Genomic DNA, 24,686 nt, shown 5'->3' with positions numbered 1-24,686 from the left:
GTCAAGGAAGTGCCGCCATTCAGCCGGTCGAACGCGGGGCGAGCCGGGCCTTCACCGCCGCCCGGTCGACCTTGCCCGGTCCGCGCAACGGCAGCTCGGGGCCGAATTCGAAGCGCTTGGGGGTCGCCGCCGCGCCCAGTTCCGCGCGAACGGCCGCGCGCAGGTCTCCGTGCTCACCTTCCGGGACGACCAGCGCGACCACGGCCTCGCCCCACTCGGGGTCCGGCACGCCCACGACGCACGCGTCACGCACCCCCGGCTGCGCGCAGAGGCAGCGCTCGATCGCGGTCGCCGACACCTTCACGCCGCCGGTGTTGATCATGTCGTCGGCCCGGCCGAGGACCTCGACGCGGCCGTCGCCGTGGCGAACGCCACGGTCGGACGTCGTGAACCAGCCACCCGAGAACGACTCCGCGGTGAGGTCGGGACGGCGGCGGTAGCCGTGGGCGAGGACGTCCCCGGCGATCCGGATGCGGTCGCCGTCGACGTCCACCCGGACGCCGTCGAGCGGGAAGCCGTCGTAGACGCAGCCGCTGGCCGTCTCGCTCATCCCGTACGCCGGCACGATCCGCACCCCGGCGTCCGCGGCGCGCTCGCGCAGGGACGGCGACGTCGCCGCCGCGCCGACCACGATCGCGTCGAACGCCTTCGCCGCGGCCAGCCCCGCGCCGCCGTCGTCCAGCAGGCGGACCAGCTGGGTCGGCACCAGCGCCGTGTACCGCGGGCTGCCCTTGAGCCGGGCCGCCGCGGCCGCGAAGTCGTCCGGGCGGAAGCCGGCGCCGGTCAGCAGGGCCGGGGTCGTCCCGGCCAGCAGCGACCGGACGAGTACCTGCAGCCCGCCGATGTAGTGCGCCGGCGTCGCCAGGAGCCAGTGGCCCGGCCCGCCGAGCCGGGCGTGCGTGGCCTCGGCGGACGCGGTCAGCGCGCGGGCCGACAGCAGCACGCCCTTGGGCGCGCCGGTCGAGCCCGAGGTGGCGATGACCACGGCCGTGCCCGGCTCGGCGGGTTCGTCCGGCGCCATCGCGTCACGCAGCGCGGGGTCGGTGAACGGCAGCACCGCCGGGCCGCCGCCCAGCGCGTCCGCGACGGCTCTGGTCAGCGCGTCGAGGGCGCCGGGCGAGCCGTCGAGGTGGACCGGGAGCAGCTCAGTAGTAATAGGGGACGTCCTTGAAGTCGGGGTCGCGCTTCTCGAGGAAGGCGTCACGGCCTTCGACGGCCTCGTCCTGCATGTAGGCCAACCGGGTGGTTTCGCCGGCGAACAGCTGCTGGCCGACCAAGCCGTCGTCGGTGAGGTTGAACGCGTACTTGAGCATCCGCTGCGCCGTCGGCGACTTGCGCGTGATCTCCCACGCCCAGGTCAGCGCCTCCGTTTCCAGGTCGGCGTGCGGGACGACGGCGTTGACCGCGCCCATCCGGTGCATCTGCTCGGCGGAGTACTCGCGGCCGAGGAAGAAGATCTCGCGGGCGAACTTCTGCCCGACCATCTTCGCCAGGTAGGCCGAGCCGTAGCCGCCGTCGAACGAGCCGACGTCGGCGTCGGTCTGCTTGAACTTCGCGTGCTCGGCCGAGGCGAGGGTGAGATCGCACACCACGTGCAGGGAGTGCCCGCCGCCCGCGGCCCAGCCCGCCACCACCGCGATCACCGGTTTCGGCATGAACCGGATGAGCCGCTGGCACTCGAGGATGTGCAGCCGGCCGGCCCGCGCCGGGTCCACCGTGTCGGAGGTCTCCCCGCTCGCGTACTGATACCCGGACCGTCCGCGAATACGCTGGTCACCACCGGAACAAAACGCCCACCCGCCGTCCTTCGGCGAGGGGCCGTTCCCGGTGAGCAGGACGCAGCCGACGTCCGAGCTCATCCGGGCGTGGTCGAGCGCCCGGTAGAGCTCGTCGACGGTGTGCGGCCGGAAGGCGTTGCGGACCTCGGGACGGTCGAACGCGATCCGCACGACGCGCTTGCCGCCGCGGCTCTCAGCGGAGCGGTGGTAAGTGATGTCGGTGAAGGCGAAACCTTCGACCTCGGTCCACGCGGCCGGATCGAACAGCTCGGAAACTCGGGCGTCATCCACGTTTGCGAGGATAGGACGTGTGGACATGAACCAGCTGGGTGTACCAGGGGCGTGCCGGTGAACCCATCCACCGCGCAGGCCAGGGTCATCGTCGACGAACTCGTCCGCAACACCGTTTCGCACGTCGTCCTCTGCCCGGGCTCCCGCAACGCGCCGCTGTCGATCGCCCTGTACGACGCGGCGGCCGCGGGGAAGCTGCGGCTGCACGTCCGCATCGACGAGCGCGGCGCCGCCTTCCTCGCCCTCGGCATCGCCGCGCGCACCGGCCGCCCGGTGGCCGTGCTCTGCACGTCCGGCACCGCGGCCGCGAACTTCCACCCGGCGGTCCTGGAGGCCGACCGGGCCGGCGTCCCGCTGATCGTGATGACCGCCGACCGGCCGCCCGAGCTGCGGGCCGCGGGGGCGTCGCAGGTCATCGACCAGCACCGGCTCTACGGCGACGCCATCCGCTACTTCGACGAGCTGGCCGTCGCCGAGCGGCGGGCCGGGCAGAACTCGTACTGGCGCAGCCAGATCTGCCGGGTGTGGAACGCCGCCTACGGCGAGTGGCGCTGCGGGCCGGTGCACCTGAACATCCCGTTCCGCGAGCCGCTCGTCCCGGACCTGGACGACGACGGCGAGTGGTACGAATCGCTCGACGGCCGCGCCGACGGTTCGCGCTGGACCGAGCTGCCGGACTTCGGCGCGCTGCCGTCGTTCGTGGTGCCCTCGGCGCGGCACGGCCTGGTCATCGCGTGCGACACCGGCGTCCAGGCGGCCAGCGAGTGGGCCGAGCAGCACGGCTGGCCGGTGATCTCGGAGACCGGCGGGCTCGGGCTGTCGGGCGGGACGGCGATCTCCTCCGGCGTGTGGCTGCTGGCCGTCGAGGAGTTCATCAGCAGGCACCGGCCGGAGCAGGTGCTCTGCCTGGGCCGGCCGACGGTGTTCCGGCAGATCCAGAAGGTGCTCTCGGACGCCTCGGTCGAGGTGCTGCTGGTGCGCCCGGACTCGGACTGGCCGGCGCCCGCGCACAACGTCCGGCAGGTCGGGCAGTGGTTCGACGAGCCGACCAAGCCCGCCGACCCGGAGTGGCTGGCGAGCTGGCGCCGGGCCGACGCCGCGGCCGCGGCCGCGGTGGCTTCGACGCTGGCCGACGAGCCGTGGCCCAGCGGCCTGCGGGTGGCGACCGAACTGGTGGACGTGCTGCCGCCGGACTCGCTGCTGGTCGTGGGCTCGTCCAACCCGACTCGGGACGTCGCGCTGGCCGGACGGCTGCGCCCGGACGTCCTGGTGCACCGCAACCGCGGCGTCGCGGGCATCGACGGCACGGTCTCGACGGCCATCGGCGCCGCGTACGTCCACCGCGGGCCGTCGTACGCGCTGCTGGGTGACCTGACGTTCCTGCACGACGCGTCGGGGCTGCTGACCGGCCCCGCCGAGCAGCGGCCCGACCTCACGATCGTCGTGCTCAACGACGACGGCGGCGGCATCTTCTCCCTGCTGGAGCAGGGGGCACCGGAGCACTCGGCCAGTTTCGAGCGCGTCTTCGGCACCCCGCACGGCGCCGACCTGGGGGCCCTGTGTGCCGGCTACCGCGTCCCGCACGTCGTCGCGGAGACGCTGACGGAGTTCCGGGCGGCCCTGGAACCGGCGCCGGGGCTGCGGGTCGTCGAGGTGCGGGTGGACCGGTCACGGCACCGGGACCTGCACGCCCGCCTGCGGGCGGCGGTGTCGGCGGCCGTCTCGGCGAGCTGACGTCAACCGCTTTCCGGGTGGATTCCCAAAAGGCAAGAAACCTCCCTTCGGCTGTTCCTGGGTGGTTCCTGGCTGGCTACGTTCGAGCGCGCTGCTTCCTCACTCCTTTGGAGGATTTCGAATGCGTGCAAGAACGCGCACCGGTCTCGGTGCGCTCGCGGCCGGCGTCGTCTCGGTGCTGCTCGCCGGCACCGCGAGCGCGGCGCCCGCGCCCGGCGCCCCCGGCGTCGGCGACCCGTACTACCCGAACGCCGGCAACGGCGGCACGGACGTGCTGCACTACGACATCCGGCTCACCTACCAGCCCGCGACCGACCTCCTGTCGGGCACGACGACGCTGCTGCTCACCGCCACGCAGGACCTCTCGCGGTTCGACCTGGACTTCGCGCTGAAGGCCTCCAGCGTGCGGGTGAACAACCGGCCGGCGCAGTTCACGAACCAGACCGGCAACGGCGAGTTCGTCATCACGCCGGCGCAGCCGCTGCTCAAGGGCCAGACGGCGACGGTCGTCGTCGCCTACGCGGACACGCCGTCGACCGCGACGGTGGACGGGCTCAACGCGTGGAAGAAGGGCTCCTTCGGCGCGCTCGGCATCGACGAGCCGCAGAGCTCGGCGTGGTGGTTCCCGGCCAACGACCACCCGACCGACAAGGCGACCTACGACGTCTCGATCGAGGCGCCGGACGGCGACGCGGCCATCTCCAACGGCACCCTCGTCCGCAAGACGAAGCAGCGCGCCGGCTGGACCCGCTGGCAGTGGCGCAGCACGAAACCGCAGGCCACGTACCTGACGTCGTTCATCGTCGGCAAGTACGAAGTCGTCGAGTCGACCACGCCCGACGGCAAGCCGTACATCAACGCCTACGGCGCCGACCTCGGCGACTCGCTGTACGCGGCGAAGGCCAGCGTCGAGCGGACGGCGGAGATCAACGAGTTCCTCGGGACCCAGTTCGGCCCGTACCCGTTCGAGGCCGAAGGCGGCGTCGTGACCAGCGGCATCGGCTTCTCCCTGGAGAACCAGACCCGCCCGACGTACGGCGCCCGCAACTTCCGCGCCGGCTCGAACACGACGCTGATCGCGCACGAGAACGCCCACCAGTGGTACGGCGACAGCGTCTCGCTGGGGCGCTGGAGCGACATCTGGCTGAACGAGGGCTTCGCGTCCTACGCGGAGTGGCTGTGGTCGGAGCACGAGGGCGAGGGCACGGTCGCGGAGCTGGCGCAGTACACCTACGACTCCAACGCGGCCGACGCCGACCTGTGGAAGCTCGTCCCGGCCGACCCGGGCGCGGACAACCAGTTCGACAACGCGGTGTACGACCGCGGAGCGCTGACCCTGCAGGCGCTGCGGACCGCCGTCGGCGACGAGGCGTTCTTCAAGATCCTGCAGACCTGGCACGCGCAGAAGGCGGGCAAGGACGGCCGGATCCTGGAGTTCATCGCGCTGGCGGAGAAGATCTCGGGCAAGCCGCTGCACGACCTGTTCCAGACATGGCTGTACACGGCGGGCAAGCCGGCGGTGGGCCCGAACGGTTCGGTCGCCGCTTTCCGGGCCGCCGCGGCCCCGGCTCCGGCTTCGGTGAAGCCGCGCTCGTACGACCAGATCCAGGCGAACCACCGGTTCCTCGCCGCCGAACACGCGGGCTGAGCAAGACCGCTACGCTCGCGGCGTGAGCACGAAAGGTGAGCGGGCGAGGCGCGTCGGGTGGTGGACCACCCTCGGCGTCGCCTCGCTCCTCACGGTGATGTGCGTGTGCCTCCTGTTCGCGGCGATCCGCAACGACGGAGCGATCTCGGCCCAGCTCGGCACGGCAACGGCCACGGTGGATTCGGTGGCGTTCGACCGGACGATCATCCACTTCGAGACCCCGGACGGGATCGTCCACAGCCCGGCGAACGGGGTGCTGTACCCGGACGGCCTGGCGGCCGGTCAGCTGGTCCGCATCGAGTACGACGCGTCCGACCCGGAGCTGGCCCGGGTGGCCGGCCGCTCGGCGGCGCTGACGGTGCTGCCGCTGGGGAGTTTCGTGGTCTTCACCTGGCTGGTGGCCGGCCCGGCGTTGTGGTGGATCCGGCGGCAGAACAAGCGAGTTCCGGCCCCTGCCCGCTGACCGCCGGGGCAGTCGACCGCCGGGGCAGGTTGATCGCCGGGACAGGTTGATCGCCGGGGGCGGCTGACCGCCGGGGCGGCCGACCGCCCGAAGAGCTCCCCCGCCACACCCTGGGGGGCGTGCCCTGTTCCAGTCTATCGGCGGGTGGCTTCACAAACGGGTGACGCGGCGAATCTGTGGACAGCCGGACCCGATGTGGACAACTCAGCCCACCACCTCGAGCCAGCGGCGCCGCGTGATCTCGTACTCGACCTCGCCCTCCTCCGCCCCCTCGATCGGGTCGTCGTACTCCGCGGCCGAGGTGAACGCCCTCGCGAACGTCAACCCGGCGGAGGCCATCGTCGCGCGGGAAGGAGTGTTGACCGCCATCGTCTGGGCGAAGATCCGGTTCAGGCCCAGCTCCTCGAAGCCGTACCGGATCAGCTCCAGCGAGCCTTCCCGGGCGTATCCCTGCCGCCAGTGGCGGCGCAGCAGCCGGTACCCCAGCTCCGCCTCGCCTTCGACCTCCGGCTGGTCCGGCCCGTGCGGCGGCCGCAGGAGCCACCAGCCGACGAAGTTCTCGCCCGCGAAGCCCATCCAGAAGCCGAACCCGGGCGCGGTGGCCATCCGGCGGGCGTGCGCCCGGGAGACCTCCTCGCGGGTCGAAGCCCGGCCGGTCAGGTAGCGCATCACCGCCGGGTCGGAGTCCAGCTCGTACTCCAGCTCCAGGTGGTCGTCGCTCAGCGGCTCGAGCCTGAGCCGTGGGGTGTGCAGGGCCGGCATGCCTCGATCTTCACCGCGCCCGCAACTGGATTAGCCCGCCGTCTCCTGCCACCAGCCGAGCACCTCGTCCGCCACCCCCGGGGCCGCCACCAGCAGGCCGTCCGTCGGCAGGGCCGTGTCCTCGCCGTGCTTGTCCAGCACCACCGCGCCCGCCTCGATGGCCATCGCCACCGAGCCCGCCACGTCCCACTCGTGGTAGCTGTGCAGCACCGCCGCCGCGGCGTGACCCAGTGCCACCTGGGCGATCGACAGCGCCGCCGACCCGAGCACCCGTACCCCCGCGTGGGCCGCCGCCGCGCGCTCGATGAAGCCGCCCATGCCCGGCCACGGGCCCGTGCGGGCCAGCTCCGTGCACACCAGCGCTCCCGCCGTCACGCAGCGGTCCGTCAGCTGGATCGGCTTGCCGTTCGCGCGGGCTCCCCGGCCGCGCGCCGCGGCGTAGATCTGCGCGCGGTACGGGTCCGCCACCACCCCGACCACCGGGCCCGCCGCGTCCACCAGCGCCAGGCTGTACGCGCACCACGGGACCCCCGCCACGTAGTTCGCCGTGCCGTCCACCGAGTCGACCACCCAGCGGTACTCCGCGACGTCCGCGCCGTGGTCGGCGCCGAACTCGTGGCCGACCACCGGGATGCCCGGGAACTCCGCCGTCAGCACGCGCCGCGTGTGCCGCTCCAGGATCCGGTCGGTGTCGGTGACCCAGTCGAACGGCGAGTCCAGCGTGGACGGGTGGGCGCCGCGGCCGGCGGTCGCGGTGATCACGTCGGTGGCGTCGTTGGCCAGCCGCCCGGCCACTTCGAGCGCCCTCGACAGCAGGCCGGGCTCGACGGGCCGCGGCGGCCGTGAGGACAAGAGGGTCATGCCTGCTTAGTCTGGGTCACCCGGGTTTCCGGCACGCGACCTTGAGATGACATGTCGTAGCCGATCTGTTCCGGCACCGTTGGCTCACACGTCACACCAGCGCCAGGATCGGGTGCGATCGTCCAAGACGTGCGAGTCGCCATAGTCACCGAAAGTTTCCTGCCCCAGGTGAACGGCGTGACCAACTCCGTCCTGCGGGTCGTCGAGCACCTGCGCGAACGCGCGCACGACGTGCTGATCATCGCCCCCGGCCCGGGCCCGGACTCCTACCGCGGCGCCCCGGTGGTCCGGATCCCCGCGCTCGACGTCCCCGGGGTCAGCTCCCTGCCGATCGGCCTGCCGACGCGCACGGTGCTGAACGCGCTGGCCGCGTTCGGTCCGGACGTCGTGCACCTGGCCTCGCCGTTCGTCGTCGGCGCGCGCGGGCTCGCCGCCGCGAGACGGCTGCGCGTCCCCTCGATCGCCGTCTACCAGACCGACATCGCCGGGTTCGCCGCCGCGTACGGCTTCGGCATCGCCGCCCGCGCCGCGTGGCGGTGGGTGCGGCGGCTGCACTCGCGCGCCGACCGGACGCTCGCGCCCTCCAGCGACTCCGTCGAGCAGCTGCGGCGGCACGGCGTCCCGCGGGTGCACCGGTGGGCCCGCGGCGTCGACATCGACCGGTTCTCCCCGGCGCACGCCGACCCGGCGCTGCGGGCCGAGCTGGCCCCGGACGGCGAACTGCTCGTCGGGTTCGTCGGCCGCCTGGCGCCGGAGAAGGAGGTCGACCGGCTGGCCGCGCTCGCCGGGCTGCCGGGTGTCCGGGTGGTCGTCGTCGGCGACGGGCCGGAGCTCGAACCCCTCAGGGAGCAGCTGCCCGGCGCGGCCTTCCTCGGCGCGAAGTACGGCGAAGACCTCTCGAAGGCGTACGCGAGCCTCGACGTCTTCGTCCACACAGGACCGCACGAGACGTTCTGCCAGGCGGTGCAGGAGGCGATGGCCTCCGGGCTGCCGGTGCTCGCCCCGGACGCCGGCGGCCCGAAGGACCTCGTCCTGCCCGGCCGCACCGGCTATCTGCTGCCGGCGGACCGCGAGCGGTTCGGCCCGGCGCTTGTCGAGAAGGTCGACGCCCTCCGGGACGCCGCGTTGCGCGCGAGGCTCGGCGAGAAGGCGCGCAAGGTGGTGCTGGGCCGCACCTGGTCCGCCGTCTGCCACGAGCTGGTCGGGCACTACGAAGCCGTGCGGGGCCCGGCCGCCCGCGCGGCCTGACGTGCACATCGTCCAGCTCGCGAACTTCTACGGCCCGCGCTCGGGCGGGCTGCGGACGGCGCTGCACCACCTCGGCGCCGGGTACGTCACGAGCGGGCACGAGGTGACGCTCGTGGTGCCCGGCCGCCGGTACGCCGACGAGGTCCTGCCGACCGGCGTGCGCCGGTTCACCCTGCCGGCGCCGCGGATCCCGGGCACCGGCGGCTACCGCGCCGTCGACCCGCACCGCGTCCGCGCGGTGCTGCGGAAGCTCGAGCCCGACCGGCTGGAGGTGTCCGACCGGCTGACGCTGCGGGGGATGGGCGGCTGGGCGAGCCGCCACGGCGTGCCGAGCACGGTCATCTCCCACGAGCGCCTGGACCGCCTGCTGGAGCAGTTCCTGCTGCCCGCGCCGATGGCCCGCCGCGTCGCCGACGCCGCGAACCGGCGGATGGCCGCGAGCTACGACACGGTCGTCTGCACGACGGCGTTCGCCCGCGCGGAGTTCGACCGGATCGCCGCGCCGAACGTCCGCCGCGTCCCGCTCGGCGTCGACCTCACGACGTTCCGGCCCGCGATGCGCGACGACGGCTGGCGCGCCGGGCTCATCTCCGGCGCCGACGCCCTGCTGGTCCATTGTGGACGCTTATCGCCGGAAAAGCACGTGGAGCGCAGCGTGGACACCGTCGCCGAGCTGACGGAGGCCGGGGCGCGCGTGCGGCTGGTGGTGGCGGGCGACGGGCCGCGGCGGCGGGCCCTCGAACGCCGGGCGCGCGGCCTGCCGGTGACGTTCCTGGGATTCCTGCCGGGCCGTGGCGACGTCGCCCGGCTGCTGGCCAGCGCGGACGTCTCCCTCGCGCCCGGTCCGCACGAGACGTTCGGCCTCGCGGCCCTGGAAGCGCTGGCGTCCGGGACGCCGGTGGTCGTCTCGGCGTCCTCGGCGCTGCGGGAGATCGTGCGGCCGGGCTGCGGGGCGGCGGTCGACGACCACGCGCCCGCGTTCGCCGCCGCCGTGACCGACCTGCTCGGCTGCCCGGAGGACCTGCGGCGGGCGGCCGCGCGGGCCCGCGCCGAGGAGTTCACCTGGCCCGCGGCCGTTGCCGGGATGCTGGCCACCCACGGCTGAGCCCGCTCTGTACGCGATTTGTACGCCGGCTGATCAAGGTCAACTTCTCGACGGAGGAGGGGGACAGTCCGGTGGAGTTCGAGGTTCTGGGTCCGATCACCCTGGTGGCCGGCGCACGGGCGATCCCCGTGCCCGGACGGCTGCGGCGCACCCTGCTCGGCGTGCTCCTGGCCGACGCCAACCACTTCGTCCGCGCCGACGTGCTCGCCGACGTGCTGTGGGACGGCGATCCTGACCGGCGCGCGGCGCGGAAACTGCACTGGCACGTGCACAAGCTGCGGTCCGCGCTGCCCGAACGCGAGCGGCTGGACTCCGGGCACGGCGGCTACCGGCTCGTCGTGCGGCCCGGGGAACTGGACGCCGAGCGCTTCGAGGCGCTCGCGGTGCGGGCGGCGGCGGAACCGCGGCCCGCCGAGCGGACCGCGCTGATCCGGGAGGCGCTCGGGCTGTGGCACGGCACGCCCTACGGCGGGCTGGACGTCCCGGTCCTCGCGGACGAGGTGCTGCGGCTGACCGAGCGCCGCCTGGCCCTGTTCGAACAGCTGCACCAGGCCGAACTGGACCTCGGCCGGCACGCCGCGGTGGTGGCCGAGCTGACCGGGCTGGTGCGGCGGTACCCGCTGCGCGAGCGGCTGCACTACCTGCTGGTGATGGCGCTGTCGCTGGACGGGCGGCGCGCGGAGGCCCTGGAGGCCTACCGCCGCGCCCGCCGGGTGCTGGTCCGGCAGCTCGGCCTGGAACCGGGCCGCGCGCTGCGCGACCTCGAACGGCGGATCCTGGCGGACGGGCCCGGCGCCCGCGCGGCACCGGGCCCGTCCGGCGGGATCAGATGACGCGCAGGTAGAGGTACACGTGCGAGCCGGCGTGGGTCTTGTTGAACTCCTTCTTCGTGCCCTCGCCGCCGGCGCGGACGGTGCCGAAGTTGGTGCCGTCCTCCCAGGTGCCGTAGACCTCGGCGGCCTTGCCGTCGGCGTCGGTGTCCTTCACCCAGCCGTTGACCGCGACCTTGCCGCTGGTGCAGGTGATCGTCCACGCGGCGGAGCCACCGCCGACCGAGGGGCTGAACTTGTCACCGCAGGTGCCCTGGATCGTCACCACACCGTCGGTGCCCGCCATCGCGGGAGCCGAGCTGATCAGGGAACCACCGACGACGGCGCCGGTCAGCGCGGCCACGGCCGCCGCCTTCTTGACGAAGCTCATCTCGTAGTGCCTTTCTCGGGGGCCGGCTGTTCGCCTGCCGTGAGGAAGACACTGCCGAGGTCGGCTTTGCTGTTACTTTGCCACCGCTTTGCTGCGGATTTGCCCGGCCACCGCGACCCTCGACGGGCGAGCTGCGCCCGGCGTCTAGATTCGAGTCATGTCACGCGCAAGCCTGGACAAGGATCCGCACGAAGTCGCCGCGATGTTCGACGGCGTCGCGGACGGGTACGACCGGGCGAACTCGTTCATGACCTTCGGCTTCGACCGCCGCTGGCGCACCACGACCGCCCGCGTCCTCGACGCCCGCCGCGGCGAAAAGGTCCTGGACCTCGCGGCCGGCACCGGCGTCTCGACCGTCGAGTACGCCCGCGGGGGCGCCTGGTGCCTGGCCGCGGACTTCTCGTTCGGCATGCTGCGCGCCGGGCTGCACCGCAAGGTCCCGATGGTCGCCGCGGACGCGCTGCACCTGCCGTTCGCCGACGAGAGCTTCGACGCCGTGACGATCTCGCTCGCCCTGCGCAACTTCGTCGACCCGAAGGCCGCGCTCACCGAGATCGCCCGGGTGGTCAAGCCGGGCGGCCGCCTGGTGATCTGCGAGGTCTCGACGCCGCCGTTCGCGCCGATCCGGTTCGTCCACCGGAACTTCGTCCTCAAGCTGCTGACCTGGGTCGGCAGCCGGACGTCGTCGAACCCGGAGGCGTACCAGTACCTGGCCGAATCCATGCTGACCTGGCCCGACCAGCGCACCCTCGGCGAGATCATCGCGAGCGCGGGCTGGACCGACGTCGAGTGGTTGAACCTCACATTCGGGGTCGTGGCGATCCACCGCGCGCGAAAGCCTGCCTAAACTCGCGCCTATGACGCGACGCACCGCAGACCAGGACGCCGAAGTCATCGTCGTCGGCGCCGGACCCGCCGGTTCCACCGTGGCCACCTACCTGGCCCGCGCGGGCGTCGACGTCCTCCTGCTGGAGAAGACCGAGTTCCCCCGCGAGAAGGTCTGCGGCGACGGCCTGACCCCGCGCGGCGTCAAGCAGCTGATCGACCTCGGCATCGACACGAGCGAGGACGCGGGCTGGGTGCACAGCCGCGGCCTGCGGATCCTCACCGGCGACCTCACGCTGGAGCTCGACTGGCCGGACCTGACGAGCTACCCGCCGTACGGCGTTTCCCGCACCCGCCACGACTTCGACGACCTGCTCGCGAAGCTCGCCGTGAAGGCGGGCGCGCGGCTGTACGAGCGCACCACCGTCACCAGCGCGATCACCAACGCGGGCGGCCGCGTGGTCGGCGTCGAGGCGAAGGTCGGCCCGGAGCGGACGCCGGTGAAGTACTACGCGCCGCTGGTCCTGGCCTGCGACGGCGTGTCCGCGCGGCTCGCGCTGAGCGTCGGCATCCAGAAGAACGAGAAGCGCCCGATGGGTGTCGCGGTGCGCCAGTACTACAAGAGCCCGCGCCACGACGACCCGTTCATCGAGGGCCACCTCGAGCTGTGGGACCACTCCGACCCGCGGGACCCGAAGCTGCTGCCGGGCTACGGCTGGGCGTTCCCGCTCGGCGACGGCACGGTGAACGTCGGCCTCGGCATGCTCTCGACGTCGGCCTCGTTCCGGAACACCGACTACCGCGCCCTGCTGCGCCAGTGGCTCGACGGGACGCCGGAGGAGTGGGGCTACCGCGAGGAGAACGCGATCGGCAAGGTCGGCGGCGCCGGCCTCCCGATGGGCTTCAACCGCACCCCGCACTACCGCGACGGCCTCCTGCTGCTCGGCGACGCGGGCGGCATGGTCAGCCCGTTCAACGGCGAAGGCATCTCGGCGGCGATGGAGTCCGCGCAGATCGCCGCGGAGGTCGTCGTGCAGGCTCTGGCCCGGCGCGAAGGCCCTTCGCGGGAGCGGGCCCTGGAGGCGTACCCGCGCGCGGTCGGCGAGCTGATGGGCGGCTACTACGCGCTGGGCAACGTCTTCGCGAAGATCATCGGCAAGCCGAAGATCATGCACGCGTGCACCAAGTACGGCCTGCGCGTCAACAAGCTCCTCCCGCTGGTCTACAAGGGCCTCTCAGGCTGCTACGACGCCAAGGGCGGCGACGCCGTCGACCGCCTCATCGCAGCGCTGGCGAAGGTGACGCCCAGCCCGCGCTGACCCCAAAGCGGCACTTTCACGTGAAAGTGCCGCTCGCCCGGCCTGGCCCCCCCGCGCGCTCCGGGGCACCACACGTGCTCCCAGAGGCATCTCGCGTGACCAGCGGGGCATCACGCGTGATCCGGCGGGCATCACGCGTGATCCGGCGGGCATCGGAGTGATGCCCGGTCAGTCACGCGTGATGCCTCTGCAGACACGCGTGATGCCCCTTCAAGCACGCGTGATGCCCGTTGGGGCACGGCGGGTTTCGCGCGCGGACACACGAGTGGCCTAGCAAGTTGGCCGTGCGGTCAGTGGGATAAGTCACAGGTCAACGCCCGGTTTGTCCGGCCGGAACGCGATCTTGGACGGCTTTCGCGCAGGTCGCGCGCGCGGCGTTGCCGACCCGTGACAACGATGGCGACAGAACTTAGGCGACCCTTATAACACGGGGTACTAGGGACAAGAGTGTGAGTCGCGTCCTAGACTCCCCCCATGCTTTGTGAATCCCTTCACATCCGCGACGAGTGGCTTGTGAACTATTTCACAAGCGAGCTGTGTTTCCCCTCCAGGTCCAGCCACGGGCCGTAAGGAGACCCTGACCCTCGGCGGTGTGACCCAGGTCCCTTAGGGTGCCGACGAGGCCCAGCGGTTCCCCACCCCAAGCTCAACCGCAGCGGCGCGGAAAGGATGGCGAAGACCCCGTGCTGACGTTGCTGACCCGGACCGACACGGTGCAGCTGGCGCAAGAGGCCCCGAGCCTGAAGCCCTACCTGCCCCTGGTCCTGTTGTTCGTGCTGGCACTGGCGTTCGCCGTGCTGTCGGTCCTGCTGGGCCCGCTCGTCGGACCCAGCCGCTACAACAGGGCCAAGCTGTCCGCCTACGAATGCGGCATCGAGCCGTCCCCGCAGCCGCTCGTCGGCGCCGGGCGGATGCCGGTCGCTTACTACATCACCGCGATGCTGTTCATCCTGTTCGACATCGAGATGGTCTTCCTCTACCCGTTCGCCGTGCAGGCGGACGCGCTGGGCACGTTCGGCCTGGTGGAGATCCTGCTGTTCATCGCGACGGTCGGCTTCGCGTACGCCTACGTGTGGCGGCGCGGCGGCCTGGATTGGAACTAGACCCATGGGCCTGGAAGAAAAACTCCCCAACGGCGTCCTGCTGGCCAGCCTCGAAGGCCTCGTCAACTGGGCGCGCAAGAACTCGCTGTGGCCCGCGACCTTCGGCCTCGCCTGCTGCGCGATCGAGATGATGACGGTCGGCGGTTCCCGCTACGACATCGCCCGCTTCGGCATGGAGCGCTTCAGCGCGACGCCGCGGCAGGCCGACCTGATGATCGTCGCGGGGCGCGTCACGCAGAAGATGGCGCCGGTCCTGCGCCAGATCTACGACCAGATGGCCGAGCCGCGCTGGGTGCTCGCCATGGGCGTCTGCGCCTCCTCCGGCGGCATGTTCAACAACTACGCCGTGGTCCAGGGCGTCGACCACATCGTGCCGGTCGACATGTACCTGCCCGGCTGCCCGCCGCGGCCGGAGATGCTGCTGGACGCGATCCTCAAGCTGCACGCCAAGATCCAGGACGAGCCGATCAACGCCCGCCGCGCCGCGATCCGCGCCGCGAGCGGGGAGCGCACCGAGCTCGTCGCGTCGTCGATCAAGTACGCGAAGAAGTAGAGCGATGACTGAGAACCCCCAACCCGGCGAAGAGCAGTCCAGCGCCGAGCGAGCCGAAACCGGCCTGACGGCGAAGGGGCCGGGCTCGGCCGAAGCCGTCGTCACCGGTAGCGAGCGCCGGGGCATGTTCGGTGTCCGCGGCACCGGCGACACCTCCGGCTACGGCGGCGTCCGGCTCCCGGCGTACAGCCCGGCGCCGGCCGAGCGCCCGTACGGCGGCTGGTTCGACCAGTTCGCCGACGAGTTCTACGCCGCGCTGGCCGAGCGCAAGATCCCCGCCGAGGCGATCCTGCAGACGACGGTCGACCGCGGCGAGATCACCTTCTACGTCGCCCGAGAGCACCTGCCCGCCATCGCGAAGACGCTGCGCGACGACGGCGGCCTCCGCTTCGAGCTGCTGTCGTCGGTGTCCGGTGTGGACTACGGCGTCGACGTCCCGCAGCGGCTGCACGCGGTCTACCACTTCACGTCGCTGACCTACCGGCGCCGGATTCGCCTCGAGGTCGCCCTCGACGTCGAGGACGCCCACGTGCCGTCGCTGGTGGAGACCTACCCGACCGCCGACTGGCAGGAGCGGGAGACCTGGGACATGTTCGGGATCGTCTTCGACGGCCACCCCGCGCTGACCCGGATCCTCATGCCGGACGACTGGGACGGCCACCCCCAGCGCAAGGACTACCCGCTCGGCGGGATCCCGGTCGAATACAAGGGCGCGGAAATTCCGCCGCCGGACCAGCGGAGGTCGTACTCGTGAGCACCGAGAACCTTTCCGACGTCACCACGGGCACGTCGACGACCAAAGCCGGCAGCGACAGCACCGACGACAAGGCCGGCACCGACAACGTCGGCTACGCCGACTCCCGCGACACCACCGAAGGCCGCGTCTACACGGTCTCCGGCGGCGACTGGGACGACGTCATCGCCGACGCGGCGCACGACGAGCGCATGGTCATCAACATGGGCCCGCAGCACCCGTCGACGCACGGCGTGCTCCGGCTCGTGCTGGAGATGGAGGGCGAGACCGTCACGCAGCTGCGGTCGGTCATCGGCTACCTGCACACCGGCATCGAAAAGAACTGCGAGTACCGGACCTGGACCCAGGGCGTCACCTTCGTGACGCGCATGGACTACCTGGCCCCGCTGTCGACGGAGATGGCGTACTGCCTCGGCGTCGAGAAGCTGCTGCAGATCGAGGCCCCGCGTCGTGCGCAGCTGCTGCGCGTGATGCTGCTGGAGATCAACCGGATCGGCTCGCACCTGGTCTACATCGCCACCGGCGGCATGGAGCTCGGCGCCACCACGGCGATGACGCTCGGCTTCCGCGAGCGCGAAGAGGTGCTGCACCTGCTGGAGCACCTGACCGGCCTGCGGATGAACCACGCGTTCATCCGCCCCGGCGGCCTCGCGCAGGACATGCCGGCCGACTACCGCGAGAAGGTCACCGAATTCGTCAAGACGATGAAGGAACGCCTTCCGCTGTACGACAAGCTCTTCACCGGGCAGCCGATCTGGCGCAACCGGCTCAAGGGCGTCGGGTACCTGCCGGTCGACGCGTGCCTCGCGCTCGGCGTCACCGGCCCGGTGCTGCGGTCCGCCGGCCTGCCGTGGGACCTGCGCAAGACCGAGCCGTACTCCTGCTACGACGAGTTCGACTTCGACGTGCCCGTGGACAACGGCGCCGACTGCTGGTCGCGCTACCTGATCCGCGTCCACGAGATGCACGAGAGCCTCAAGATCATCGAGCAGTGCCTCGAGAAGCTCGAGCCGGGCCCGGTCATGGTCGAGGACAAGAAGATCGCGTGGCCCGCGCAGCTGTCCATCGGCAGCGACGGCATGGGCAACTCGCTCGAGCACGTCAAGAAGATCATGGGCCAGTCGATGGAGTCCCTGATCCACCACTTCAAGCTGGTCACCGAGGGCTTCAAGGTCCCGCCGGGCCAGGTCTTCGCCTCGGTGGAGTCGCCGCGCGGCGAGCTCGGCGTGCACCTGGTCTCCGACGGCGGCACCCGGCCCGTCCGCGTCCACGTGCGGGACCCGAGCTTCGTGAACCTGCAGTCGATGCCCGCAATGGCCGAAGGCGGCCTGGTCGCGGACGTGATCGCCGCGATCGCCTCGATCGACCCCGTCATGGGGGGAGTGGACCGATGACCTCAACGTTCCCCGAGCCGGGACCGAAGGACGCGGCGACGACGTACGCGGCGGCGTCGGCGGACACCGACGTCGTCGCCATCGCGCCGGACTCCGCGGTGGCCGCCGGGATCATCACCGAGACGCCGCTGGAAGACGTCTTCGACGCGGACATCCACGCGAAGGCGCAGGAGCTGATCGCGCGCTACCCGATGTCCCGCTCGGCGCTGCTGCCGATGCTGCACCTCGTGCAGTCGGTGCAGGGCTACGTCAGCCAGGAAGGCATCGCGTTCTGCGCGAAGCAGCTCGACCTGTCCGACGCCGAGGTCAGCGCGGTCGCGACGTTCTACACGATGTACAAGCGGCGTCCGTGCGGCGAGCACCTCGTGAGCGTCTGCACCAACACGCTGTGCGCGGCCATGGGCGGCGACGCGATCTACAAGAAGCTCCAGACGCACCTCGGTTCCGAGGAGCGGCCGCTGGGGCACAACGAGACCGCGGGCACGCCGAACGAGCCGGGCTCGATCACCCTCGAGCACGCCGAGTGCCTCGCGGCCTGCGACCTCGCGCCGGTCATCCAGGTCAACTACGAGTACTTCGACAACCAGACCGAGGAGAAGGCCGTCGCCCTGGTCGACGCGCTGCAGGCGGGCAAGAAGCCGGCCCCGACGCGCGGGGCCCCGCTGACGAACTTCAAGGGCGCCGAGCTGCAGCTCGCCGGGTTCTTCCCGGAGGACGAGGCGACCTACCGCCGGGACGTCGACGGCCCTTCGCAGGCCGTCGAGACGCTGCGGGGCGCCCAGCTCGCGCAGGAGCGCGGCTGGGTCGCCCCCGCCGCCCAGGACGTCCCGCTTCCGGAAGTGGAGAAGAAGTAATGGCTGACCCCATCACTCCGGTCCTCACGAAGCGCTGGCTGTCGCCGAACTCCTGGCAGATCGGCCAGTACGAGGCGCTCGAGGGCTACACCGCGATCCGCAAGGCCCTCGCGGGGACGCCGGAGCAGCTCGTCCAGCTCATCAAGGATTCCGGCCTGCGCGGCCGCGGCGGCGCGGGCTTCCCGGCCGGCATCAAGTGGTCGTTCATGCCGCCGAACTTCGACAAGCCGCACTACCTGGTGATCAACGCCGACGAGGGCGAACCGGGGACCTGCAAGGACATCCCGCTGATGATGGCGGACCCGCACTCCCTCATCGAGGGCTGCATCATCGCCTCGTACGCGATGCGGTCCAACCACTGCTTCATCTACGTCCGCGGCGAGGCGCTGCACTGCATCCGCCGGCTCAACGCGGCCGTGCGCGAGGCCGAAGCGGCGGGCTACCTGGGCGAGAACATCCTCGGCTCGGGCTTCGACCTCAAGATCACCGTCCACGCGGGCGCGGGTGCGTACATCTGCGGCGAAGAGACGGCGCTGCTCGACTCCCTCGAGGGACGTCGTGGGCAGCCGCGGCTCAAGCCGCCGTTCCCGGCCGCCGCGGGTCTCTACGCCGCGCCGACGACGGTGAACAACGTCGAGACCATCGCCAGCGCGCCCTACATCGTCAACGGCGGCTCCAGCTGGTTCCGCGAGATGGGCCGCGAGAAGTCGCCCGGCCCGAAGATCTACTCGATCTCCGGTCACGTCGAGAAGCCCGGCCAGTACGAGTGCCCGCTCGGCACCACGCTGCGCGAGCTGCTGGACATGGCGGGCGGCATGAAGGACGGCATCCCGCTCAAGTTCTGGACCCCGGGCGGCTCGTCCACCCCGATGTTCACCGCCGAGCACCTCGACGTTCCCCTGGACTTCGAAGGCGCGGCGGAAGCCGGGTCGATGCTGGGCACCACCGCCGTCCAGGTCTTCAACGAGACCGTGTCGGTGCCGTGGGCCGTGATGAAGTGGACGCAGTTCTACGAGCACGAGTCCTGCGGCAAGTGCACGCCGTGCCGCGAAGGCACGTACTGGCTGGCGCAGATCCTCGAGCGCATGGTCTCCGGCCACGGCACCGAGGAGGACATCGACACCCTCCTCGACGTCTGCGACAACATCCTCGGCCGGTCGTTCTGCGCACTCGGCGACGGCGCGGTGTCGCCGATCACCAGCGGCATCAAGTACTTCCGCGAGGAGTTCCTCGCGCTGTGCGAAGCGAACCGCCACGAACAGACCAAGCCCGAACTCGTGGGAGCGCAGGCATCATGACGATCGCGCCCGACAAGCCAGAGACCACCGAGACGCCGGTCCCCGAAGGCCACGTCAAGCTGGTCATCGACGGCGAAGAGGTCATCGCCCCCAAGGGCGAACTGCTCATCCGCACGGCCGAACGCCTCGGCACGGTCATCCCGCGGTTCTGCGACCACCCGCTCCTCGACCCGGCGGGCGCCTGCCGCCAGTGCCTGGTCGAGGTCGAAATGGGCGGCAGGCCGATGCCGAAGCCGCAGGCGTCCTGCACGATGACCGTCGCCGACGGCATGGTCGTCAAGACGCAGCTGACGTCGCCGGTCGCGGACAAGGCCCAGCAGGGCGTGATGGAGCTCCTGCTCATCAACCACCCCCTGGATTGTCCGGTCTGCGACAAGGGCGGCGAGTGCCCGCTCCAGAATCAGGCGCTGGCCCACGGCCGCACGGAGTCGCGGTTCGTCGACACCAAGCGGACGTTCCCGAAGCCGCTGCCGATCTCGACGCAGGTGCTGCTGGACCGCGAACGCTGCGTGCTCTGCCAGCGCTGCACCCGGTTCTCCCGCGAGATCGCCGGCGACCCGTTCATCGAGCTCCTCGAACGCGGCGCCCACCAGCAGATCGGCACCGCGGAGACGGCGGACGTGCTGGACCTGGCCTCGCGGACGACCAGCGGCCAGCCGTTCCAGTCCTACTTCTCCGGCAACGTCATCCAGATCTGCCCGGTCGGCGCCCTGACCAGCGCGGCCTACCGGTTCCGGTCGCGGCCGTTCGACCTGGTGTCCTCGCCGAGCGTCTGCGAGCACTGCTCGTCCGGCTGCGCCGAGCGCACCGACTTCCGGCGCGGCAAGGTCCAGCGCAAGCTGGCCGGCGACGACCCGGACGTCAACGAAGAGTGGATCTGCGACAAGGGCCGGTTCGCCTTCCGCTACACCGGCGCCGAGGACCGCATCCGCCGTCCGCTCGTCCGGAACCAGGCGACCGGTGAGCTGGAAGAGGCGTCCTGGACCGACGCGCTGCGCATCGCGGCGGCGGGCCTCACCGAGGCTCGCGGCAACGGCGGCGTCGGCGTGCTGACCGGCGGACGGCTGACCGTCGAGGACGCCTACGCGTACTCGAAGTTCGCCCGCGTCGCCCTGCGCACCAACGACGTCGACTTCCGCGCCCGCCCGCACTCGACCGAGGAACTCGCGTTCCTCACCTCGCACGTCGTGGGCGTGACGCCGGAGTCCGGCGTCACCTTCGGCGAGATCGAGCGGGCCCGCACGGTCCTGTGCGTCGCCTTCGAGCCCGAGGACGAAGCCCCGATCGTGTTCCTGCGGCTGCGCAAGGCGGCCCGCCGGAACAAGACCCGGGTCGTCCACCTGGGACAGTGGACGACGTCGTCGGTGCGCAAGACGTTCGGCGAGCTGCTCGCCTGCGTCCCCGGCCAGGAGGCCGCGGCCGTCGAAGGCATCGCCAAGCACGCGCCGGACCTCGACGAGGCCCTGCGCGGCGAAGGCGCCGTCGTCCTGGTCGGCGAGCGCGCCGCCGCGATCCCCGGCCTGTTCGCCGCCCTGCACGACCTGGTCGAGCGCACCGGCGTCCGGCTCGCGTGGATCCCGCGCCGCGCCGGCGACCGGGGCGCGCTGGAAGCCGGCTGCGTGCCGTCGCTGCTGCCCGGCGGTCGCCGGGTCGGCGACGACGCCGCCCGCGTCGCCGTCGAGAACGCCTGGGGCGTCCCGCTCCCGGCCACCCCGGGCCGCGACACGACCGACATCCTGCTGGCCGCCTCGGCGCGCGAGCTCGGCGGCCTGGTCGTCGGCGGTGTCGACCCGTTCGACCTGCCGGACCCGGACCTCGCGCTGCGCGCACTGGACGCGGCCGGCTTCGTCGTCAGCCTCGAGCTGCGGCACAGCGCGGTGACCGAGCGCGCGGACGTCGTGCTCCCGGTGGCGACGTCGGACGAGAAGGCCGGCAGCTACCTCAACTGGGAGGGCCGCACCCGCCCGTTCGACACGACGATCGAAGGCACCGGCGCCCTGCCGGACTGCCGGGTGCTCGACACCCTCGCCGTCGAGATGGACGCGGACCTGTTCACGCAGACGCCGGCCGCCGCCCGCGGCGACTTCGAGAAGCTGGGCCAGGCCTCGGCGCTGCGCTGGAGCCACGTCGCCGCCGAGGTCGCGCCGCCCGCGACGCCGGGTGACGGCCAGGCGATCCTGTCGACCTGGCGCCAGCTGATCGACAACGGTTCGCTGCAGGACGGGGAACCGCACCTCAAGGGCACCCAGCGCACGCCGGTCGCGCGGCTGTCCGCGAAGACCGCCGAAGGGCTGGGCACCACCGTGCGGGTCAGCACCGAGCGCGGTGCGATCACGCTGCCGGTGGAGATCGCCGACCTGCCCGACGGCGTCGTGTGGCTGCCGGGCAACTCCGACGGCTCCGCCGTGTTCAAGACGCTCGGCGCCGGGCACGGCGCCGTCGTGAACCTCGCTGGAGGTGGGCAATGACCCCGCTGCTGACCGAAGCCGCCGTCGGGAGTGTTCCGGACGCGGCGACGCGGGCGGCGCTGCTGGCGGACGACCCGCTGTGGCTGATCCTGCTCAAGTGCGTGGTCATCCTGCTGATCGGGCCGATCATGACGATCTTCCTGATCGTCTGGGAGCGCAAGGCGGTCGGCCGGATGCAGAACCGGCCCGGCCCCAACCGGGTCGGCCCTGGCGGCTACCTGCAGTCCCTGGCGGACGCGATCAAGCTGCCGTTCAAGGAACAGATCATCCCGGACACCGCCGACCGCAAGGTGTACTTCCTCGCCCCGGTCATGTGCGTGGTGCCCTCGCTGATCGCGCTGTCGGCCATCCCGTTCGGCCCGGTCGTGTCGATCTTCGGCGAGCGGACCGTGCTCCAGCTGCTCGACCTGCCGGTCAGCGCGCTGGTGATCCTGGCCTGCTCCTCGATCGGCGTCTACGGCATCGTGCTCGCCGGCTGGTCATCCGGTTCGCCGTACCCGCTGCTCGGCGGCATGCGCAGCGCGGCGCAGGTGATCTCGTACGAGATCGCGATGGGCCTGTCGATCGTCGCGGTGATCCTGCAGGCCGGGTCGCTGAACCTGGCCGACATCGTCGGCAAGCAGCAGCCCGCGTGGTTCCTCTACCTGGTCCCGAGCTTCGTGATCTACCTGATCTCGATGGTCGGTGAGACCAACCGTGCCCCGTTCGACCTCCCGGAGGCCGAGTCGGAGCTGGTCGGCGGGTTCCACACCGAGTACAGCTCGATGAAGTTCGCGATGTTCTTCCTCGCCGAGTACGTCAACATGGTGATCGTCTCGGCGTTCGCGACGACGCTGTTCCTCGGCGGCTGGATGGCCCCGTGGCCGCTGTCGCTGATCGGGAACAACGTGCTCAACACCGGCTGGTGGCCGGTGCTGTGGTTCTTCGCGAAGATGTTCGTCCTGCTGTTCGGGTTCATCTGGCTGCGCGGCACGCTGCCCCGCCTGCGCTACGACCAGTTCATGCGCCTGGGCTGGAAGGTCCTGGTCCCGCTGAACCTGGTGTGGATCGTCATGGTGACCTTCGCGAAGGTGATCACCTGGAACACCACGACCATCATCATCGCCGCGGTCGCCATCTTCATCGTCGTCGCGCTGTTCTTCTACGTCCGCGCCGCGGGCCGCGAAGAGGAGAGCGAGTCGATCCCGGTGACCGGCGGCGGCTTCCCGGTCCCGCCGCTGGACCTCAAGGTCCCGCAGACCACCCCGCGTCAGAAGGCTTTGGCCAAGGCCGAGGCGAAGGCGGCCCGCCGCAAGCCGGCGGCCGTCGGTACCGCACAGGAAGGGGCACAAGATGGGGTTTCTTGATCCCGTCAAGGGCTTCGGCGTCACCTTCGGGATGATGTTCAAGAAGGTCGCCACCGAGGAATACCCGGAAGCCGGCGCCCCCGCCGCGCCGCGGTACCACGGACGGCACCAGCTGAACCGCCACCCGGACGGCCTCGAGAAGTGCGTCGGCTGCGAGCTGTGCGCGTGGGCGTGCCCGGCGGACGCGATCTTCGTCGAGGGCGGTGACAACACCGAGGAAGCGCGGTTCTCGCCGGGCGAGCGGTACGGCAAGGACTACCAGATCAACTACCTGCGCTGCATCGGCTGCGGCCTCTGCATCGAGGCGTGCCCGACCCGGTCGCTGACGATGATCAACTTCTACGAGCTGGCGGACGACGACCGCCAGCGGCTGATCTACACGAAGGAGGACCTGCTCGCCCCGCTGCTGCCCGGCATGGAGCAGCCGCCGCACCCGATGCGGCTCGGCGAGAACGAGCAGGACTACTACGTCAACGGCCCCGAACTGGCACGCGGGGAGGGCGTCAAGTGATCTCCGCACTCCTCGCCCAGGCGCCGAACGCGTCGGCGGGTGTCTCCACCGGCGAGGCCGTGGCGTTCTGGATCCTCGGCCCGCTCTCGCTGCTCGGCGCGCTCGGCATGATCTTCTCCCGCAACGCCGTCCACTCGGCGCTGTGGCTGGTCCTGACGATGCTGAGCCTGGGCGCGCTGTACATGATCCAGTCGGCGCCGTTCCTCGGCTTCACGCAGATCATCGTCTACACCGGCGCGATCATGATGCTGTTCCTGTTCGTGCTGATGCTGGTCGGCCGGGAGAGCTCCGACTCCGTCGTCGAAGTCCTCCGCGGACAGCGGCTGGCGGCGACCGTGCTCGGCATCGGGCTGGCCGCGCTGCTCGCCACCGGCATCTACCGGGCGCTGGCCAACGTCACCCCGGCCGTCCCGCTCGACTCCGCCACCCCGGCGGGCGGCGGGCCGAAGGGCCTGGGCCGGCTGATCTTCACCGACTACCTCTTCCCCTTCGAGCTGACGTCGGCGCTGCTCATCACCGCCGCGATCGGCGCGATGGTGCTGGCCTTCACCGACCGGCACGCCAAGGGCGGGAAGCTGTCGCAGAGGGAACTCGTGCTCCTGCGCTTCCGCGGCGAGCACGACCGGCCGTCGCCGCTGCCCGGCCCGGGTGTGTTCGCCACCGCCAACTCGGTGGCGACGCCGGCGCTGCTGCCGGACGGCTCGGTCGCCCCGGAGTCGCTCTCGGCGATCATCGAGTCCACCTCGGCGATCGAGCTGGCGAAGGAACGCAAGCTCGTCGCGGACGAGGGCCCGCACCCCGACGCGCACGCGCTGGTCGGCTCCGAGGGTGCTTCGAAAGCCCCGGAAGCCTCGGAAGGGGAGAGGGCATGACCCCGACGTACTACCTGCTGCTGTCGGCGCTGCTGTTCGCGCTCGGCGCGGTCGGCGTGCTGGTGCGGCGCAACGCGATCGTCGTGTTCATGTGCATCGAGCTGATGCTCAACGCGGTGAACCTGTCGCTGGTCACCTTCGCCCGGATCAACGGCGGGCTCGACGGCCAGATCATGGCGTTCTTCGTCATGGTCGTCGCGGCCGCCGAGGTCGTGGTCGGCCTGGCGATCATCATGGCCATCTTCCGCACCCGGCGCTCGGCTTCGGTCGACGACACCAACCTGCTGAAGTACTAGGAG

The 24,686-nt window shown here is 71.4% G+C and carries 24 protein-coding genes; 19 read left to right on the top strand and 5 right to left on the bottom strand.

All coding sequences use genetic code 11. The features are described from left to right. Positions 1-19: 19 nt before the first annotated feature. Together menE and DV20_RS23690 are read right to left on the bottom strand one after the other, a co-directional pair. On the bottom strand, positions 20-1,144 hold the full coding sequence (menE, locus tag DV20_RS23695) for an o-succinylbenzoate--CoA ligase (RefSeq protein WP_200876492.1): 1,125 nt from the start codon (positions 1,142-1,144) through the stop codon (positions 20-22). Position 1,145: 1 nt separating this feature from the next. Then, positions 1,146-2,069, bottom strand: a complete 924-nt coding sequence (locus DV20_RS23690) for a 1,4-dihydroxy-2-naphthoyl-CoA synthase (protein WP_043783865.1) — start codon at positions 2,067-2,069, stop codon at positions 1,146-1,148. A 57-nt stretch (positions 2,070-2,126) separates the two neighbouring features. On the opposite strand from DV20_RS23690, the gene menD reads away from it, so the two are divergent. The 3 genes from menD (at position 2,127) to DV20_RS23675 (ending at position 5,914) form a co-directional block, all read left to right on the top strand. Beyond that, entirely contained in the window at positions 2,127-3,803 is a 1,677-nt protein-coding gene (gene menD / locus DV20_RS23685; protein WP_043783970.1) for a 2-succinyl-5-enolpyruvyl-6-hydroxy-3-cyclohexene-1-carboxylic-acid synthase, read from the top strand. A gap of 121 nt (positions 3,804-3,924) precedes the next feature. Beyond that, entirely contained in the window at positions 3,925-5,451 is a 1,527-nt protein-coding gene (locus DV20_RS23680; protein WP_043783864.1) for a M1 family metallopeptidase, read from the top strand. A 22-nt stretch (positions 5,452-5,473) separates the two neighbouring features. Then, positions 5,474-5,914, top strand: coding sequence for a DUF3592 domain-containing protein (locus DV20_RS23675; RefSeq protein ID WP_043783862.1), 441 nt, complete (start codon positions 5,474-5,476; stop codon positions 5,912-5,914). Between the two features lie 204 nt (positions 5,915-6,118). Here the strand turns inward: DV20_RS23675 and DV20_RS23670 are convergent, their stop codons facing one another. Beyond that, the gene (locus DV20_RS23670) at positions 6,119-6,676 is read right to left on the bottom strand and encodes a GNAT family N-acetyltransferase (RefSeq protein ID WP_043783860.1); all 558 of its coding nucleotides are present in this window, start codon (positions 6,674-6,676) and stop codon (positions 6,119-6,121) included. Between the two features lie 30 nt (positions 6,677-6,706). Continuing rightward, positions 6,707-7,537 (bottom strand): inositol monophosphatase family protein, encoded by an 831-nt coding sequence (locus DV20_RS23665; RefSeq protein WP_043783858.1) that lies wholly within the window; start codon positions 7,535-7,537, stop codon positions 6,707-6,709. 177 nt (positions 7,538-7,714) lie between these two features. Between DV20_RS23665 and DV20_RS23660 the strand changes: the two genes are divergently transcribed. From DV20_RS23660 to DV20_RS23650, 3 genes are all read left to right on the top strand, one after another. Continuing rightward, positions 7,715-8,785: a glycosyltransferase family 4 protein gene (locus tag DV20_RS23660; protein WP_326938503.1), complete on the top strand. Its 1,071-nt coding sequence runs from the start codon at positions 7,715-7,717 to the stop codon at positions 8,783-8,785. A 1-nt stretch (position 8,786) separates the two neighbouring features. Continuing rightward, entirely contained in the window at positions 8,787-9,890 is a 1,104-nt protein-coding gene (locus DV20_RS23655; RefSeq protein WP_043783855.1) for a glycosyltransferase family 4 protein, read from the top strand. Positions 9,891-9,961: 71 nt separating this feature from the next. After that, entirely contained in the window at positions 9,962-10,723 is a 762-nt protein-coding gene (locus DV20_RS23650; RefSeq protein WP_043783854.1) for an AfsR/SARP family transcriptional regulator, read from the top strand. Here the strand turns inward: DV20_RS23650 and DV20_RS23645 are convergent. Continuing rightward, complete coding sequence (locus DV20_RS23645) at positions 10,716-11,090, bottom strand: hypothetical protein (RefSeq protein ID WP_043783853.1); 375 nt, start codon at positions 11,088-11,090, stop codon at positions 10,716-10,718. The two genes, DV20_RS23650 and DV20_RS23645, sit on opposite strands and share 8 nt — an antisense overlap. Positions 11,091-11,247: 157 nt before the next feature. Between DV20_RS23645 and DV20_RS23640 the strand changes: the two genes are divergently transcribed. From DV20_RS23640 to nuoK, 13 genes are all read left to right on the top strand, one after another. Next, positions 11,248-11,937, top strand: a complete 690-nt coding sequence (locus DV20_RS23640; protein WP_043783851.1) for a class I SAM-dependent methyltransferase — start codon at positions 11,248-11,250, stop codon at positions 11,935-11,937. A gap of 10 nt (positions 11,938-11,947) precedes the next feature. Then, positions 11,948-13,234, top strand: a complete 1,287-nt coding sequence (locus DV20_RS23635; protein ID WP_043783849.1) for a geranylgeranyl reductase family protein — start codon at positions 11,948-11,950, stop codon at positions 13,232-13,234. Positions 13,235-13,917: 683 nt separating this feature from the next. Continuing rightward, positions 13,918-14,337, top strand: coding sequence for an NADH-quinone oxidoreductase subunit A (locus tag DV20_RS23630; protein WP_051736101.1), 420 nt, complete (start codon positions 13,918-13,920; stop codon positions 14,335-14,337). 4 nt (positions 14,338-14,341) lie between these two features. Beyond that, positions 14,342-14,890 (top strand): NuoB/complex I 20 kDa subunit family protein, encoded by a 549-nt coding sequence (locus tag DV20_RS23625; RefSeq protein ID WP_043783847.1) that lies wholly within the window; start codon positions 14,342-14,344, stop codon positions 14,888-14,890. A 4-nt stretch (positions 14,891-14,894) separates the two neighbouring features. Then, a complete protein-coding gene (locus tag DV20_RS23620) occupies positions 14,895-15,644 on the top strand; it encodes an NADH-quinone oxidoreductase subunit C (RefSeq protein ID WP_043783845.1) in 750 nt (249 codons plus the stop codon). Next, positions 15,641-17,038 (top strand): NADH-quinone oxidoreductase subunit D, encoded by a 1,398-nt coding sequence (locus DV20_RS23615; protein ID WP_043783844.1) that lies wholly within the window; start codon positions 15,641-15,643, stop codon positions 17,036-17,038. Before DV20_RS23620 ends, DV20_RS23615 begins: the two co-directional genes overlap by 4 nt. Beyond that, the gene (nuoE, locus tag DV20_RS23610) at positions 17,035-17,892 is read left to right on the top strand and encodes an NADH-quinone oxidoreductase subunit NuoE (RefSeq protein ID WP_043783842.1); all 858 of its coding nucleotides are present in this window, start codon (positions 17,035-17,037) and stop codon (positions 17,890-17,892) included. Before DV20_RS23615 ends, nuoE begins: the two co-directional genes overlap by 4 nt. Continuing rightward, entirely contained in the window at positions 17,892-19,190 is a 1,299-nt protein-coding gene (gene nuoF / locus DV20_RS23605; RefSeq protein WP_043783840.1) for an NADH-quinone oxidoreductase subunit NuoF, read from the top strand. Before nuoE ends, nuoF begins: the two co-directional genes overlap by 1 nt. After that, entirely contained in the window at positions 19,187-21,658 is a 2,472-nt protein-coding gene (locus tag DV20_RS23600; RefSeq protein WP_043783838.1) for an NADH-quinone oxidoreductase subunit G, read from the top strand. The genes nuoF and DV20_RS23600 overlap by 4 nt, the downstream gene beginning before the upstream one ends. After that, complete coding sequence (nuoH, locus tag DV20_RS23595) at positions 21,655-23,004, top strand: NADH-quinone oxidoreductase subunit NuoH (protein WP_043783836.1); 1,350 nt, start codon at positions 21,655-21,657, stop codon at positions 23,002-23,004. The genes DV20_RS23600 and nuoH overlap by 4 nt, the downstream gene beginning before the upstream one ends. Next, positions 22,991-23,515, top strand: a complete 525-nt coding sequence (gene nuoI, locus DV20_RS23590; RefSeq protein ID WP_043783834.1) for an NADH-quinone oxidoreductase subunit NuoI — start codon at positions 22,991-22,993, stop codon at positions 23,513-23,515. Before nuoH ends, nuoI begins: the two co-directional genes overlap by 14 nt. Continuing rightward, positions 23,512-24,387 (top strand): NADH-quinone oxidoreductase subunit J, encoded by an 876-nt coding sequence (locus DV20_RS23585; RefSeq protein WP_043783833.1) that lies wholly within the window; start codon positions 23,512-23,514, stop codon positions 24,385-24,387. Before nuoI ends, DV20_RS23585 begins: the two co-directional genes overlap by 4 nt. Further along, on the top strand, positions 24,384-24,683 hold the full coding sequence (nuoK, locus tag DV20_RS23580; RefSeq protein WP_003081840.1) for an NADH-quinone oxidoreductase subunit NuoK: 300 nt from the start codon (positions 24,384-24,386) through the stop codon (positions 24,681-24,683). The genes DV20_RS23585 and nuoK overlap by 4 nt, the downstream gene beginning before the upstream one ends. Positions 24,684-24,686: the final 3 nt, after the last annotated feature.

The sequence above is a fragment of the Amycolatopsis rifamycinica genome (assembly GCF_000695625.1).
Taxonomy (GTDB): domain Bacteria; phylum Actinomycetota; class Actinomycetes; order Mycobacteriales; family Pseudonocardiaceae; genus Amycolatopsis; species Amycolatopsis rifamycinica.
This window is presented reverse-complemented; position numbering and strand designations above follow the sequence as displayed.